Below are 16,928 nucleotides of genomic sequence, written 5' to 3' on the forward strand. Positions count from 1 at the left end.
CCTGTCGCTCCTGTCACCCCTGCCCCGGTTATTCCTCGTAGACCGGTCGGTCCCGTTGCTCCCGTTGGACCCGTCACTCCTGTCGCTCCTGTCACTCCTGCCCCGGTTATTCCTCGTAGACCGGTCGGTCCCGTTGCTCCCGTTGGACCCGTCACTCCTGTCGCTCCTGTCACTCCTGCCCCAGTTATTCCTCGTAGACCGGTCGGTCCCGTTGCTCCCGTTGGACCCGTCACTCCTGTCGCTCCTGTCACCCCTGTTACCCCGGTCGGACCGGTCGGGCCTGTTACTCCTGTCGGACCCGTCACTCCTGTTACTCCTGTCGGTCCCGTCGCTCCTGTCACTCCTGCCCCGGTTATTCCTCGTAGGCCGGTCGGTCCCGTTGCTCCCGTTGGGCCGGTGACTCCCGTCGCTCCTGTCACTCCTGCCCCAGTTATTCCTCGTAGGCCGGTCGGTCCCGTCGCTCCCGTTGGACCGGTGACTCCCGTCGCTCCTGTCACTCCTGCCCCAGTTATTCCTCGTAGGCCGGTCGGTCCCGTTGCTCCCGTTGGACCCGTCACTCCTGTCGCTCCTGTCACTCCTGCCCCAGTTATTCCTCGTAGGCCGATCGGTCCCGTTGCTCCCGTTGGACCGGTGACTCCTGTCGCTCCTGTCACTCCTGCCCCGGTTATTCCTCGTAGGCCGATCGGTCCCGTTGCTCCCGTTGGACCGGTGACTCCTGTCGCTCCCGTCGCTCCTGTCACTCCTGCCCCAGTTATTCCTCGTAGGCCGGTCGGTCCCGTTGCTCCCGTTGGACCGGTGACTCCTGTCGCTCCTGTCACTCCTGCCCCGGTTATTCCTCGTAGACCGGTCGGACCCGTTGCTCCCGTTGGACCGGTGACTCCTGTCGCTCCTGTCACTCCTGTCACTCCTGCCCCGGTTATTCCTCGTAGGCCGGTCGGTCCCGTTGCTCCCGTTGGGCCGGTGACTCCCGTCGCTCCTGTCACTCCTGCTCCAGTTATTCCTGGCGGACCGGTCGGACCCGTTGCTCCCGTTGGACCGATGACTCCCGTCGCTCCTGTCACTCCTGCCCCGGTTATTCCTCGTAGGCCGATCGGTCCCGTTGCTCCCGTTGGACCCGTCACTCCCGTTGCTCCCGTTGCTCCGGCTCCAGGAGAGCCCGTCACTCCCGGTGGACCAGTTACGCCTGGTGGACCGGTCGGACCCGTTGCTCCCGTTGCTCCGGCTCCAGGAGAGCCCGTCACTCCCGGTGGACCAGTTACGCCTGGTGGACCGGTTGGACCCGTTGTGCCCGTTGGACCTGGACAACAACATGTGATCTTATTTTGTGACACACGTTTAAAACATTGTATATTACATGAACATGATCGCACATAAGAGCTCTGACAATGACATGAACAGCAATCACATCTCCTCTTCGTCACGTGACAATCTCCCTTCTCCTCTTTACATTTCTAATACATAATTATTTTATGGCATCACAAAGAATTAGTTACTAATTGAAAATAATTTAATTGAAAGCTCCTATCATTTCACATCTCTATACATACATGCATAGGATGAATATAACCTCACTGCATGAAAGGAGTGGATTTATTGAAACGAATTTTAACCATTTTCTTCCTCGTTACGTCAACTTTTTTTATGACTTCTTGTCAAAAAACATCAGACCAAGATGTGATACGTGTCGCGGAAGTTACCCGTTCTGTTTTTTATGCCCCTTTTTATACTGCCATTGCCGCTAATTTCTTTGCTGAAGAAAATATTGATATCTCACTCACTACGACTTGGGGTGGTGATAAAACAATGACAACACTTCTTTCAAATGGTGCAGACGTTGCCCTGGTTGGTTCAGAAACAACCATCTACGTCAAAAATCAATCTCCAATTGATCCTGCCATAAACTTTGCTGCGCTGACACAAACAGATGGAACCTTTTTAGTCGCTCGCCATGCACAAAAACCTTTTAGTTGGGACCATTTAAAAAACAGCACTTTTTTAGGACAAAGAAAAGGGGGTATGCCTCAAATGGTTGGTGAGTATGTACTCAAACAACATGACATTGATCCTTATACCGATCTCACTCTACTACAACATATTGATTTTAGTAACATTGCAAGTGCTTATGCATCAGGCACGGGTGACTATGTTCAACTATTCGAACCACAAGCAACCCTTTTTGAACAAGAAGGACTCGGGACAATTGTTGCTTCTTTTGGAGAAGAATCGGGTTTTGTTCCATACACATCCTTTATTGCAAAACAAAGTCGATTAAATAAACATCATGACCTATATGTTCGGTTCACACGGGCTTTATATCAAGGACAGAAATTTGTTCAACAAGAAGAAGCAACTACAATTGCACAACTTATTGCGCCTTTTTTTGATGACACACCTACAGATGTATTAGCTCGTGCGATCACCCGCTACAAACAACAAGATTCTTATGCAGAAACACCTGTCATCACAGAGGATGCTTGGCAACGTTTATTAAACATTATGGATAAAGCAGGTGAACTACCCGAGGATGCCCCCTTCATGCAACTTGTTGAAGAAGCCATTGCTAAAGAGAGCCTAAACTAGGAGGATGAACATGGCTATCTTAAAATTGGAAGATATTTCTTTAACTTATGTAAATAAAGAAGGAACATTTCCTGCCCTTCAACATGTTTCTCTTCACGTCAAAGAAGGAGAATTTGTCTCATTGCTCGGTCCAAGTGGATGTGGGAAGACAACATTACTCTCAATTATTGCTGGATTACTTGAACCAACAGAAGGAACAAGAACCATTATCCACCCCAAAGAAGCAACAACAGATATTGGTTACATGCTACAACATGATTACTTATTCCCATGGCTTTCTATTGAAGAAAACATCACACTTGGTCAAAGAATTCGTGGTATATACGACTTTGAATCAAAACAAAATGCACTGAAGTGGTTAGATGCTTTCCAGCTTACTGACAAAAAAAAAGAATTCCCTCGCGCATTGTCCGGGGGAATGCGGCAACGAATTGCTCTCATTCGCATGCTTGCCACGAATCCAGCCGTCGTTCTCTTAGACGAACCATTTTCCGCACTCGATCAGCAAACAAAATTAAAATTAGAAAACCTCGTTTCTAAAACGCTGAAAAAAGAAAATAAAACAACAATACTTGTGACACATGACATTGGTGAAGCCATTGCAATGAGCGATCGCATTGTACTATTAACACCAAGACCTGGAAAAGTGGAACAAATTTTTGAGATTCCATCATCACTGAAACAGCAAACACCTTTTGACACAAGACAAGACCCTAAGTTTCAGCAACAATTCCAACTCATTTGGAAGGAGCTGGAGCGTCTTGATCAATCATGATGATTTACACACCCAATACCTTCGTCAACATAAACAAAAAAACCAAAAAGTACGTGTCATGCAAATACTCATCTTTGTGACCTTTATTAGCGTATGGGAAGTGAGTTCCCGGCTACAATGGATTGACCCCTTGCTTTTTAGTGCGCCTTCTCGTATCTTATCTTTACTTTACGAACAAATGGTGACCGGCGCATTATGGCTACATGCATCTGTAACGTTGTTTGAGACGATTCTCGGTTTTTTACTAGGTACAATAACCGGTATACTACTTGCCTCTTCGCTTTGGTGGTTTCCATTTGCGGCCAAAGTTTTAGAACCTTTTTTAGTCGTTTTCAACGCCATGCCAAAAATTGCAATTGGACCCATTCTAATCGTTGGACTTGGACCAAACATCGCTTCCATTATCGCGATGGGCATGCTCATATCCGTTATTTTAACAACAATGATTATTTACACTGCTTTTAAAGAGGTTGACCCTAATTATTTGACCGTTATGAAAACATTCTCCGCCTCCAGAAAGCAAATGTTCCAGCATGTCGTTTATCCTGCGACAATACCTGTCATGATTTCAACCTTGAAAATGAACGTCGGGCTCGCATGGGTTGGTGTGATCGTTGGAGAGTTTCTCGTTTCAAAACAAGGATTAGGTTATTTAATCATTTACGGTTTCCAAGTATTTAACTTTAACCTCGTCTTCATGAGCTTACTAGTCATTGCAGTTTTAGCCACTGTGATGTACCTTTTGATTGAATACCTCGAGAAACACGTCACCCGTTTTCACACGTAACAGCACGTCAAGTTTACACGTGCTGTCTTTCCATGTCATCACAACACCTTTTTTAAAGCATATTCAATAGATTCCCTTACAACATCGTCCCGCATCATAAAACTAAACCTTTCATCTGTCTTTATTGAAGTCGGTAATTCTCGTAGTAAAATAGGTCCTTCTGTCTCGCAATAATCTTTTAATGACCTTACTTCACTAATCGTTGCGACATAAATATTTTTATAAAACGCCTTTCCCGTCTTTTCTTTTACACAGTACTGTCCAATATGTGTTAATACGTCCACTTGTCCGCCTGTTTCTTCTGCCACTTCACGCCTTGCTGCATCTTCAGCTGTTTCTCCAGGTTCCACTTTGCCCCCTGGAAATTCATAACCCCTTTCCAAATGCTTTGTTAATAACCATTGCCCACCATAGCGGGCAAGCACAAACACATGTTTTGGATTATCATCAAGAAGACAGTCTTTCCCTAAGACAAGTTGAATCACATTCCCATGTACATCATGAAATGTTTGCATACACACGCCCCTTTGTTCTTTACTCTATCGCCATGTTCTAACAGAAGTTTTCTTTGGTCTAATACCAAAATACACGACGATGACTGCCGCAAAAACGATACATGCATTCATAGCGAACATCCAAAAATGACTTCCTTTCATAAACAACGAAAATAACGGTGGTCCGGTAGCTACACCAACAAAACGCATGCTGTTATACAAAGATGTAATAGAGCCACGCTGTTCTATTGGAATTCCTTCTGTAACAAATGCATCAAGACTAGGTAATACTGCCCCAATGCCCATACCAGCGACAAACAAGGCCGTCAACATAATATAAATATCTTGCTTCAGGGCGACAACAAGTATCGAAACAAATAGTAAAAATAACCCCACAACTGTCATCCATTTCATCTTCATTTGATCTTGACCAATTGCACGCCCTGACACATATGAAGTAATACATAATGCCATTAATGGAAACGCAAGAATGACACCTTTAGGAATATCATGAACTTGGTGCGTCTCTTCTAGATGCGTCGACAAGTAAAAAAGTACCCCAAACAATATATACATCACAAGACATCCAACAATAAAGACAATATAGAGCCAGCGCCCTTCGCGTTTAAAAATTGTCTTCACCGTCTCAATAAATTTGCCAAACGGTACCGACTTCTGGGAGAGTGGTGGGCTCTTTACAAGCAACAATAATAATAAAATAGACAGTATACAAAACAAAGGGAATGCAAAAAAAGGCATGAACCATACAATAGATGCTAGTAGTGCCCCAAATATTGGACTTAGCACCTTACCAAATGTATTCAACGTTTCAATCATCCCTAACCCTTCACTTACTTGTCGTTTATCTGTAAATAAATCACCAACAAACGGCATCACAATTGGCGCCGCTCCTGCCGCGCCTATCCCTTGGAGAAATCTCCCAATTAAAATGACCCAGTATGGCTCTTCCATCTTCCATCCTGCAAAACCAGCAATCAATCCACCGAGACCAGCAATAAATAAGCTTGGAATGATGACATGCTTACGACCGATATGATCTGATAAATACCCCGCTAAAGGGATACATAAAATCGCCACGACCGAGTAAACCGTAATTAACAAGCTTATCATAAATGCGCTCACATCTAATTCTCGTCCCATCGTAGGTAACACAGGGATTAACATAGAATTGCCCAGTGTCATGACAAGTGGTACAGAAGCTAGTGCAAATAAGCCCCCAGTTTGCTTTTCATCACTCACAAAAATACCCCTTTTTCAGCCTGATGTAGTTAGTATAAGGAAGATTACTTTTCCTATTCACATCGACATAGGGGTAAACCTCGTTACATGTTGAACAGCGACAGTTTCCTCATGACTCTAAATTTTGATACATGTGATACAATTGCTGAATCGTTTGTTCTGAATACCCTTCTACCTGTTCCACACGTCGCTTAAACTCACCAAGCATCTCATCCTTATTGTAATCATTTTTTAGTAAATCTTTAAAGACATCCTTTAGTACATCATCACGTCCAAAGATAATTTTTCCTTTAAATACAATTCCTTTTCCTTCATTTAAATCAGTGATGGATTCAATAGATGTGAACATAACAGCAGGATGATTATTTTTGCTTGTAATCACCACGCTAATTAACATATGCTGACCTTTCTCATATATTTGCTCAAACGAGGTCACGTCTGACGCTGAAACGACAGCATCTACAAACCAGACCCGCTCTTTATTTTCCATATTAATAATTAAGCCATCTTCAAGCGGGATCGGACGTTGCTTAACATGTCCATCTTGTTCCTCAATCACTTGCAAAGCATGCAGTTTATACGTTTTCACAAGTTCAACTCCCTACATCGTATTTTTTCATCTATTTACTTACGCGTGTAGTGATACGCACCTACCTCGATCCTTCTTCTCTCACCAGAAACGGCTTCTAACCGTGGGCTTCCCGGCTTTTTTTCAGCGTATTGCGGTGTACATACAAGCTCTCTTGCTTCCCCCAGTTGCCCTTTGCGCAGTAAATATGAAAGTTCCTCCAAATCTTCTTTCAATAAAAAACTTGTCCCCGTTTTTGCGGCTAATTGCCAGCATGCTGCTGTCACTTCATTCGCTGAGGTGACCACCATCGTTTCATCTGCATCATAATATGCTTTGGCTGTATACACCTCTTGCACACAGCTTAATCCTAACTTTGTGTCATACCTCTTCGCTTGAATGACAATACGCTTCCCTTCCTTATCAATGACAAGCAAATCTGCACCAAAGTCACCACTTTTTGTTGTTCGATAGGTTTCATAGCCAATGGCCGCAAAGACGGCTGCTAAGTAATCTTCAAACTCAAGACCAGCCATGCGCTCAATGTCTCTCATTGTAATCTTTGCTACGTTCACCCTACGCCTTTGCTGTAACGTGCGCCAGATGAAAAAGATAGAAAATAAAAGCGCAAACACAATGAACAACGTTAGTCCTATATTTAAAATATCCACAGTATGTCAATCCCTCTCTTTTTTTATGTTACCTCTAGAGAGATATGTTCCTTTCATTATACGAAAAGGATGATCGCGATACCAGTTTTATAGCTAAAAAATAACAAATTAAAACCGGTTAAGTTGTTCACGCAACAACTTAACCGGTTATCTTAAAAATCTTTCTTACTTCTCAAATGACGCGTCGATCTCATCAACCATTCTCTTCACAGATTCAAGCCCGCCTCCGCTCAAATACCAAACGCCACCATCTAAGCTAATGATTTTATCGTTCTTTGCAGCTTTTGTCCCACCAACGAGTTCATTATCCAGAACTTGCTCCGCAGTTGATGCTTCCCCAACAGTTGCGCCACGGTCAAGCAAAAAGATATAATCAGGATCTTTTTCTGCAATATATTCAAATGAAACATCTTCACCGTGATTCTCTGCAGGAATGTCATCTGCCGGCTTCACACCAAGCACGTCATGAATTAAACCGAAGCGCGATCCTGCACCAAAAGCACTCGCAGCACCTTCTGACACAGATAAGATCAAGCCATTTTTGTCTGTTGCTTCTGCACGTGTTTTGACATCATCAATCGTTGCTTGAATCTCTCCCAACTGCTTGTCTACTTCGTCTTCAGCGTCAAAGATTTCACCTAACGTTTGCATGTTTTCTTCAAATGATGTCATGTAATTCTCTTGGTCGACCATCATATACACAGTCGGTGCAATTTTACTAAGCTCGTCATAATTTTCCATTGCTCGTCCAGAAATAAAAATGACATCCGGCTTCATCTCAACAATTTTTTCGAAATCTGCTTCAAATAATGAGCCGACATCTTCATATTTGTCTTCTTCAAGTTCAGACAAATAGCTTGGGATATTGTTTTCTTTCGGGACACCGTCAACATCATGACCTAGCGCACGAATTGAATCCGTAATTCCATTATCAAAAGAAACGACGACCTTAGGATCGACCGGAACTTTGACCGGCTCTTTATCAAGCTCATGCGTCACTTCAACATATGCTTGCTCCTCTTTTTTTGGCTCCTCAGAAGCATTCTTTTCTGTTTTCTCTCCCCCACAAGCAGTCAAACCAATTGCTGTCATTACTGCGCCAATAGCTAAACCATATTTCTTCATTGATATATTCCTCCAAATGTCTTATTGATTTTAGAAAAGCTCTTTCCTAGACCTACGTAAAATACACACAAATTTTATTACAATTGACTTCTTCAATCGCAATATCCATATCATAAATATCCCGCAATGAGGCACGCGTAATGATATCTTTGCAGCGTCCGTGACTAACAATCTGCCCGTTCTTCATTGCAACAATATCGTCTGAATAACACGAAGCAAAGTTAATATCATGGACAACAATCATAATCGTTTTCCCCAAGTCATAAACGAGCCTACGCAGCGTTTTCATAATTGATACAGCATGCTTCATATCCAAATTGTTTAGCGGCTCATCCAAAATGACATAATCGGTATTTTGTGCGAGCACCATCGCAATGTAAGCGCGCTGACGTTGTCCCCCACTTAACTCGTCTATATATTGATGTTCAATCTCACGTAATGACATGTAATCAATTGCTTCATCAATGTGTTTCCAATCAACTTTTGTCAATCGGTTTTGTGAGTGCGGAAAACGACCAAAGCTAACTAATTCTCGAATCGTTAGGCGCATGTGGATATGATTGCTTTGCTTTAAGATTGAGATTTTCTTTGCTAGTTCTTTACTTTTAAATGATTCAAGCGCCTGACCTTCAATCAATACTTGCCCACGGTCTTGTTTGACCAATCGGCTCATCATCGCAATGAGGGTACTTTTCCCCGCACCATTCGGTCCGATAAATGACGTTAGGGTTCCTTTTTTCACCGCAATCGACACATCACGAACAACATCATTCTCACCATAAGATTTGTAGACGCCTTTTACTTCTAAACCGACTTGTATTTGCGGGCGTATCACTTGCTGTTTGCGTTCCATTAATGCTGTCGTCATGTTTATTTCGCTCCTTTCAAAAGCAAATAAATGAAGTACGTCCCACCAACAAAGTTGATGACAACACTTAGTGGCGCTGCATACGACAATACCCGTTCTAACATAAACGTACCTGCTACAAGCGCAACAACACTAATGAGCATAGATAATGCGATAGAATATGCATGCCGTGACGTTTTTAAAAGTTCACGTGCAACATTTGTGACGAGTAACCCTAAAAACAATACCGGTCCAACTAACGCTGTTGATACAGAAACAAATATTGCGATCACAATTAAAAATTTGCGGATCGCTTGATCATATGGGACGCCTAAATTAATTGCTTGATCTCGCCCCAAAGCGATCACATCTAAATACTTTAACTGTGGATAAATGTACACTGTCGTTGCCGCCAAAATGACGAGTGCAATCCATAACAAATCCACCTGCACATTATTAAAACTTGCAAACATCCGGCTTTGTACAGTTAAAAATTCATTTGGGTCAATTAACACTTGCATAAACGTCGACAAACTAGAAAACAGTGTGCCGCACACTATCCCGACGAGTAATAAAAAGTAAAGATTTTTCTGCTCCCTTCTAAAAAGGAGCACATACAGCAGTAACGAAAACAATACCATCAATACAAGCGTCATCCCAAACTGTACATACGTACTTACCAAGGCCAACCCTGCTGTGCCGAAAGCAAAGATTAGGATCGTTTGGATTAATATGTACAATGAGTCAAGCCCAATAATGCTAGGGGTTAAAATTCGGTTATGCGTAATCGTTTGGAATACAAACGTAGAAAATGCAATCGCTGCCCCCACCGTAATAATAGCTAAAATACTCGTCGCTCTTCTTGGTAGCGCATAATCCCATAAAGTGGGCGTTAATCCAACAAACAAGTAAGCGCCAATGAATGCAAGTGCAATGGCCACGAAAATTATTAATATTGTTTTAGGACGCATAGGCACGCCTCCTAAACAACAAAAATAAAAAGAGTGCACTGCCGATGACACCAACCATTAAACCAATTGGAATTTCATATGGGAATATGATGATCCGACCTAATATATCACAAACAAGTAGAAAGATCGCACCGAACAATGCTGTTTTCGGTAGACTTTTTTTCAAATGATCGCCTTGCATCATCGAAACGATGTTCGGCACAATCAGTCCTAAAAAAGGAATCGAGCCAATTGTCACGACAATCGTTGCTGTAATGAGCGCGACAATCGTCATGCCAATATTCATCACGCGCCGGTAGTTTAAACCGACATTCGTAGAAAAATCTTGCCCCAGTCCGGCGATTGTAAAACGATTCGCAAACAAAAACGCAAGCACAATGAGAGGAATCCCAATATAAAGAACTTCATACCTGCCACGCAGCACAAGCGAAAAACTCCCTTGCATCCAAGCGGACAAACTTTGTACCAGGTTATACTGATAAGCAAAAAATGTGGTCACTGCGTTCACAACACTACCGAGCATTAAACCAACTAGTGGCACAAAAATCACATTTTGAAAGCGGATTTTCTCCAGGATTTTAACGAACAAAAGCGTGCCGCCTAGCGCAAACAAGAAGGCGATCAACATTCGTTCCATTGTGCTAGCACTTGCAAACATGACGAGCCCAACCAGCATCCCTAAACGTGCCCAATCCATCGTCCCTGCTGTTGTTGGTGAGACAAATTTGTTTTGTGTAAGTTGCTGCATAATTAATCCGCATACACTCAAGCTAATCCCAACAATGACAATACTCATTAAACGCGGGATCCGACTAATAAGCACTGTTCTTAGTTGATCTTCTGACCAATTCGGCATATCAAACAGCGAAATATCTTGCACGCCTATAAATACCGATATGACAGACAAAACAAGTAATAGCGGGATAAGGCACTTATATTTCATTAAATTGACCATCATGGAACAGCTTTGTCTCCTCTTAAAAACCACATCATCATTGTAATGGGCAATCTCCCCTTCCCGACAATGATATTCATTTTCAATTACATTTTTGAGTTTACCATAAATTCAGCGGACGTCAACCCCTAAGTGAGAAAGTTTCTCATCTTTTTTTATGATTGCTTTTATAAGAAATGGATACATTAAAAAGAAGGTCTGCTTTTCAATTCCTACTTGACTGATAGGAATATAGATAATATGATAGGAAGCATCGATCATGATGTGAAATAATTGTTTCGTAAACTCCCTATAAAGAAAGGAATCGCTATATATGAATACATTGCAAACATTTGCAATCATTGTCTTTGCCCTCATGCTAGTAGGAATACTTTTTTACATGCAAAAAAGACATATGTCTTTTTCGACTCGTGTCTTTACTTCTCTTGGGTTAGGTGTCATTTATGGTTTACTGCTCCATGTTCTGTTTGATGCTGAATCCATTGCTTTAACACAAGCACTTGACTGGATAAATCTACTTGGCACAGGTTACGTCCGTCTATTACAAATGATTGTCATGCCACTGATCTTCATTTCCATTTTAGCCGCCTTTACGCGCCTCACATTAACAAAAAATCTCGGAAAGATGAGTGCACTCATCCTTGCTGCCCTCATTGCCACAACATCCATCGCAGCTGGACTTGGTATCGCGTCTGCGTCTCTTTTTAACCTTGAAGCGATTGAAATTCCTAAAGGTGAAAGTGAAATCACACAAGGACAAGCAATTGAAGAACGCTACGAAGAGATGGACGCATTGACACTTCCTGAACAAATTGTCCAACTCATTCCCGCAAATCCTTTTCTCGATTTAACTGGTGGTAGACCGACCTCTACTATTGGTGTTGTCATTTTTGCGCTTTTCATTGGTGTTGCCTACTTAGGTGTACGGCGAAAGCAACCAGCATCAGCTGATACATTCAAAAACCTGATCGATGCCCTCCACGCCATTATCATGCGAATCGTGACACTCGTGCTGAGATTGACGCCTTACGGTGTGCTCGCAATCATGATTCGTACAATTGCCACGAGCGATTTTGGTGCTGTCGCATCACTTGGAAAGTTTGTTGGCGCTTCTTATGTTGCACTCATTGCGATGTTCCTTGTCCATTTACTCATCCTCACTTTCCTAAAGATGAATGCTTGGACATATATGAAAAAAGCATTCCCTGTGTTGGCATTTGCTTTCACCTCACGTACAAGTGCAGGGGCATTGCCAATGAACATTGAAACACAAAAAAAGCTTGGTGTCCCAAGCGGTATCGCCAATTTCGCTGGTTCTTTCGGGTTATCCATTGGGCAGAACGGTTGCGCCGGCATTTATCCAGCGATGTTAGCGGTCATGATCGCACCAACGGTTGGTCAAAATCCTCTTGAACCTAGCTTTATTTTCATGCTGCTCGCTGTCATTGCCATTAGCTCTTTCGGTGTCGCTGGTGTCGGCGGCGGAGCAACATTTGCCGCAATTCTTGTTTTATCGGCATTAGACTTACCAATCGCATTAGCCGGCTTACTTATCTCAATCGAACCGCTCATTGATATGGGGCGGACCGCCGTCAATGTATCCGGGAGCATGGTTTCTGGGCTCTTTACCGCAAAAGTAACTGGGGAATTAGATAACGACACATATAATAATCCGGAGATGAAGCTTGATACGCAGGTGGAGCAAGGGTGAAAAGACGTATGCGCGTGCATACGTCTTTTTACTACGTCTCTAAACCCCATCCACCATCTTCCGTACATCCCGATCGCAAAGGGCAAGTAACGCCCATAACATAATCCACCCACTAACAAATAGATATGAATATTTGATATGCCACATATCGGCAATAAAACCGTTAAACAATAAACCAATTGGCATTAATAATCCTGCAATCGATGCAGCCGTTGCCATCACCCGCCCGCGATATTCAGGTGCGATCGTTGTAATTAACAGCGTCTGCAATGTAATCATAAATAATGCTTCTCCTATGACCATCAACATCATCAAGCCGACCCCGAGCCAATAATTTGTCGTCCAAGCTGTCGCAAACATGCAAACTGACACAAGCATCATACAGACCGAAAAGAAAATACCTGGACGCTTTACACGCTTGACGACTTTTCCGGCGAAGAGTCCGACCCCTATCCCCGCCAACGTTGCTGCTGCCATAAACATGCCATAATCACGTGCACTGCCGCCAAACTGGTCTGTCACAAGTACAACAAGTAAGGCACCGCCAATCGCAAACACATTGATTAAAGAGCTAATGACAACAAGTTTAAACAATGACCGATTTTTCTGTAGGACGTTTAAACCAGCGACCATTTCTTTCATTAATGATGCCTTTTTCGGCGTCATTCCCGTAGCATCCGTCTTCTTTATCGCTGTCTGCACTACAAGAAGACAGAGCATGCCACTTGCAAGCAAGTACACACTTGAATGGGCAAGAATAATTCCCACATAACCGATGGCCGCAAGTAAAAAGCCAGCGAGTGCATTCCCTAATAAATCGGCCGTCCCATTTACTGAAGTCATATAACCATTAATTGTAGGAACCTTTTTTAACCCCACTGCTGGTGCCAATAAACGATTCTTGGCTGATCCATTTAAAATCGCAAACGACTTATGTAAAAACATAAAGACATATAAACCAACGATTAAAAAGTTTACTTCAAAATAAAAAGCACACGCAAGCACTACCCCGCCCAATGCCACAAGCACATAACCAATATGAAGCAATAATTTGGCAGGGTGGCGGTCAGAGAATGCACCAATAAATGGACCGATGAAGGTTGATGACAACACAGACACAGCTGTAAATAATGATGCTGCCACTGCGGAGGATGTTTGTGCATAAATATACCAAATGACCGTCAATGCAAATACACTTTCTGCGACAACCGTTAGAAATTGATTCCCTAATAAAACCGATGTATTCCGTTTCCATTGCGGACTAACCGCTTCTTCTTGATGTGTTTTCGTTTCAGCTGCTGCGCCCGTCGCTGGCATATGACCCACTTCCTTCCTTACAACTGAAATGATTTCGATTGGAGAAACGCTTTACACGCACTAATCCAGTGCCTTTCTGAAAACCGCTCATGCTGTAATCCTGGAATTGAATAAAGCTGCTGTTGTCCGCCTTCTACGTTACATTGCCGCAATTGATGATAAAAACCGGCGGTCTGTTCATATGGACAGCGTGTATCTTCCTCCCCATGAATCAGTAACAAATTGACATGTGCAAGCGCCTGTACATGCGATATTGGACTGCGGTCAGACAATTTTTCCTCGTCCATCAGCATGTCCCCCATCACTTCTAAGAAGTAATCTTTCATGTATGGCATTGCGCCATCATAAAGTGCACGTAAGTCATTGAAGCTTGCAGCTGCCAAGACATTCGTCCACATGCTAGGGTATTTTCCAGCTAACAATAGTGCCAAGTAGCCCCCATAACTCACACCGTATAAGCTCACTTCATCGTACTCAGTTAACACCGTGTCAGTAAACACAACCATAGATGATGCATCCACACCTCCCCAATCATGCTGCAACACTGTCTCATAGTGCTTTCCAAAACCTGTACTACCTGGATAATTGACGATAAAGATGGTATACCCAAGTTGCTCGCACATCGTTATGAATGGGGAATAAGATTCGATCACATGATTGTGCGGTCCTCCATGTAAATAAATCATTGCTTTCTTTTGATCTTTCGGTCCCACGACAAAATAAGGTACTTCCAACTGTTGATACAGAAACGTACGATGCAAAACATCGTCATTTACATGTGATGGTACATCATCTGAGAATGACGTGTACAGCAAGGACGGGCACGTCATTGTCGACTGACCCACACCAAGCATCATTTTTGTATGGAAACAAAAATGAACGACTTCAAAAACCCCGCGCCTCTGCCCACTTTTTATTTGCAACTGACCGGTAGAAGAAAAAACGGCGATGCACTGTCTTCCTCGTTGAAATCCACTCACGAGAATATGCCCTTCATCATCTACTACAAACTGACTGACTTCTTGATAATTCACCTCAAGCTTGTATTGCCTTCCATCGTTAAGATCATATACGACTGGCTGGATCGTCTCGTCCTCATCTATCTCCTCCACTCCAAATAACTGTTGTTGTAAACATGTCATCGTTGGAAATAAAAATTCTTTCTCTTTGACGATCTGCCATTGGTCACTAAATAAAAGTTCCCTATTTTGTTGCTGTCCCATATACAATAATAACCGTCGTTGTCCCCAATCAAAAAAAGCTTTCCGTACATTTGACGTTGCTTCATGTAAGACAGTCATTTCATTTTTATCAAGATGATACAACATCGTCATCGTCTTTTGGCTCGCTTGATGATATGTGGAACAAAGCAACCATAACGCCTCTTCCCACATAGACAAATCATGAACACGTAAAATAGCAGGTACCTCTTGTGATACGTTGTCTACTTTGGTTTCAAATATTGTCAGCACGTGTACAACTTGTCTATGTGCACGCTTTGTCAGGTAGACAAACACATCGTCTTTCACCCATTTTGAATACACGATGTCCCCACCAGACTGCGTAACAACATGTTTGTAAGAAATCGTATCATCTTCATCTATATCACCAATTTGTAAATGACGCTCGTACAAGGCAACGATTTTTTTCCCTTCATTATTGGATTTTGCCGCTATGAACAAGTTGTCCATCTTTCTCCTCCTCGTTTCGAGCGAACCAATTCACGACTTTATGCCATCTATATTGTAGCTTTTTGTCATCTAACAAATGATGCCGCGCAAGCTGTTCCACTGGGAGATGTTGCATCATCGCGTTGTGCAATTTTTGATCAGATGTGCACTCGTACACTTGCATGAGCAGCATGCCTAATTCATCTGAGAAACATTGGCGCCCGAGTGCCTCCATCCCATACTGTTGTGCCGTCTCTACACTTCCTATCTCTAACTCGCTACGAATCATACACGCATACACCGGTGCATAAAAAGTATTTGTTTCGTGTTGAAAAGACGCCATCTTTTGCATCAATTTTGCCGCTTGCTGTTCATATTTGTTCTTACGGTACAACTGATACAAGTTGATCAACGTCTGTACGTACAGCAATGGGTCTAACGATTGTTGCTCACAACTGCTTAAAATCTCTTCCTCCATTTTTATTGCCTTTTTTACATTCCCTTGTAACGCTTCGATAAATGCTCTACCATTCATCACACAACACCATTGAAGCATCATTGTCTCTTTTATAATGATGTCTTCAATCTGATCATAAGCACGTAGCGCTAGTGAAAAATCGTTTGTATCTTTTGTAGCCATTTGCGCAAATTCGAACCAAAGTTGATAAGCACCATCAAAATGAAACGATGGAAGTTGGTGCATGTATTCATTTGTTAATTCTTTTCTCTGTACATGCGTTTTAAAGCCCCAATAATTCAGTAAATCCGCATCCGTCTTTCGTTGCTCATATTTCTCTTGTAAATAAGTGAAGGCATCCATTTTATCTAGCTTGTGTATAGCCGCGCATAGTTGAATCTCATCCTCAAGTTGAGATTCACCTTTGACTAAATACACTGTGGGAGGGGCACTCATGCGAAACAATAACCGCCACAACATCGTCCAATCATGTGCAGTCAATTCAGTATGGATATTTACGATGATTGGTGTCTGCCGATCACATACTTGATAAAAAGTCAGCGGTGAACTTAATACATCAAATATATTCTCTTTATTCGCTTGGCTCAATTGTGCATCAAGCGTTGCAAACGATAACCCACGACCGATGTGGAGCTCTCGTCCCTCTAATTGAGAAGGATCCTCTACGCAAAAAACGCCGCCTTCTCGTCCTTCATATGAGAATAACCGCTCCATGTTTT

At 42.8% G+C, this 16,928-nt stretch carries 15 protein-coding genes and 1 pseudogene; 4 read left to right on the forward strand and 12 right to left on the reverse strand.

The annotated features are described in order from the left end of the window. Positions 1-1,163: pseudogene (locus tag BLT29_RS13710) on the reverse strand (hypothetical protein); the annotation flags it as partial. 412 nt (positions 1,164-1,575) lie between these two features. On the opposite strand from BLT29_RS13710, the gene BLT29_RS10610 reads away from it, so the two are divergent. Genes BLT29_RS10610 through BLT29_RS10620 form a run of 3 tightly spaced genes read left to right on the forward strand, consistent with a single transcriptional unit; the run spans position 1,576 to position 4,142 of the window. Further along, positions 1,576-2,580 (forward strand): ABC transporter substrate-binding protein, encoded by a 1,005-nt coding sequence (locus BLT29_RS10610; protein ID WP_176763893.1) that lies wholly within the window; start codon positions 1,576-1,578, stop codon positions 2,578-2,580. Positions 2,581-2,590: 10 nt separating this feature from the next. Further along, entirely contained in the window at positions 2,591-3,355 is a 765-nt protein-coding gene (locus BLT29_RS10615) for an ABC transporter ATP-binding protein (protein ID WP_090776307.1), read from the forward strand. Next, the gene (locus BLT29_RS10620) at positions 3,345-4,142 is read left to right on the forward strand and encodes an ABC transporter permease (RefSeq protein WP_245701245.1); all 798 of its coding nucleotides are present in this window, start codon (positions 3,345-3,347) and stop codon (positions 4,140-4,142) included. Before BLT29_RS10615 ends, BLT29_RS10620 begins: the two co-directional genes overlap by 11 nt. Positions 4,143-4,180: 38 nt before the next feature. Here BLT29_RS10620 and ytkD read toward each other — a convergent pair whose 3' ends face one another. The 8 genes from ytkD to BLT29_RS10660 form a co-directional block, all read right to left on the reverse strand. After that, positions 4,181-4,657 carry an RNA deprotection pyrophosphohydrolase gene (gene ytkD / locus BLT29_RS10625; RefSeq protein WP_090776308.1) on the reverse strand — a complete coding sequence of 159 codons (477 nt, stop codon included), beginning with the start codon at positions 4,655-4,657 and terminating at the stop codon, positions 4,181-4,183. A gap of 24 nt (positions 4,658-4,681) precedes the next feature. After that, the gene (locus BLT29_RS10630) at positions 4,682-5,896 is read right to left on the reverse strand and encodes an MFS transporter (RefSeq protein ID WP_245701233.1); all 1,215 of its coding nucleotides are present in this window, start codon (positions 5,894-5,896) and stop codon (positions 4,682-4,684) included. A gap of 109 nt (positions 5,897-6,005) precedes the next feature. Then, entirely contained in the window at positions 6,006-6,485 is a 480-nt protein-coding gene (locus tag BLT29_RS10635; protein WP_090776309.1) for a YwpF family protein, read from the reverse strand. 35 nt (positions 6,486-6,520) lie between these two features. Continuing rightward, positions 6,521-7,135: a restriction endonuclease gene (locus BLT29_RS10640; RefSeq protein ID WP_090776310.1), complete on the reverse strand. Its 615-nt coding sequence runs from the start codon at positions 7,133-7,135 to the stop codon at positions 6,521-6,523. Positions 7,136-7,300: 165 nt separating this feature from the next. After that, positions 7,301-8,260: a siderophore ABC transporter substrate-binding protein gene (locus BLT29_RS10645; RefSeq protein ID WP_090776311.1), complete on the reverse strand. Its 960-nt coding sequence runs from the start codon at positions 8,258-8,260 to the stop codon at positions 7,301-7,303. Positions 8,261-8,312: 52 nt separating this feature from the next. Further along, positions 8,313-9,128, reverse strand: coding sequence for an iron ABC transporter ATP-binding protein (locus BLT29_RS10650; protein ID WP_090776312.1), 816 nt, complete (start codon positions 9,126-9,128; stop codon positions 8,313-8,315). Positions 9,129-9,130: 2 nt separating this feature from the next. Continuing rightward, the gene (locus tag BLT29_RS10655) at positions 9,131-10,078 is read right to left on the reverse strand and encodes an iron chelate uptake ABC transporter family permease subunit (RefSeq protein WP_090776313.1); all 948 of its coding nucleotides are present in this window, start codon (positions 10,076-10,078) and stop codon (positions 9,131-9,133) included. Then, a complete protein-coding gene (locus BLT29_RS10660) occupies positions 10,068-11,021 on the reverse strand; it encodes an ABC transporter permease (RefSeq protein ID WP_090776408.1) in 954 nt (317 codons plus the stop codon). The genes BLT29_RS10655 and BLT29_RS10660 overlap by 11 nt, the downstream gene beginning before the upstream one ends. Before the next feature lie 325 nt (positions 11,022-11,346). On the opposite strand from BLT29_RS10660, the gene BLT29_RS10665 reads away from it, so the two are divergent. After that, complete coding sequence (locus tag BLT29_RS10665) at positions 11,347-12,744, forward strand: L-cystine transporter (RefSeq protein ID WP_090776314.1); 1,398 nt, start codon at positions 11,347-11,349, stop codon at positions 12,742-12,744. Positions 12,745-12,783: 39 nt separating this feature from the next. Here BLT29_RS10665 and BLT29_RS10670 read toward each other — a convergent pair whose 3' ends face one another. The 3 genes from BLT29_RS10670 to BLT29_RS10680 are packed head-to-tail and all read right to left on the reverse strand — an operon-like array spanning position 12,784 to position 16,923. Continuing rightward, positions 12,784-14,061 carry an MFS transporter gene (locus BLT29_RS10670; RefSeq protein WP_090776315.1) on the reverse strand — a complete coding sequence of 426 codons (1,278 nt, stop codon included), beginning with the start codon at positions 14,059-14,061 and terminating at the stop codon, positions 12,784-12,786. 17 nt (positions 14,062-14,078) lie between these two features. After that, on the reverse strand, positions 14,079-15,752 hold the full coding sequence (locus BLT29_RS10675; protein ID WP_090776316.1) for an alpha/beta hydrolase family protein: 1,674 nt from the start codon (positions 15,750-15,752) through the stop codon (positions 14,079-14,081). Further along, positions 15,718-16,923, reverse strand: coding sequence for a hypothetical protein (locus BLT29_RS10680; protein ID WP_090776317.1), 1,206 nt, complete (start codon positions 16,921-16,923; stop codon positions 15,718-15,720). The genes BLT29_RS10675 and BLT29_RS10680 overlap by 35 nt, the downstream gene beginning before the upstream one ends. Positions 16,924-16,928: the final 5 nt, after the last annotated feature.

The sequence above is a fragment of the Shouchella lonarensis genome (genome assembly GCF_900096965.1).
Classification (GTDB): Bacteria; Bacillota; Bacilli; order Bacillales; family Bacillaceae_D; genus Shouchella; species Shouchella lonarensis.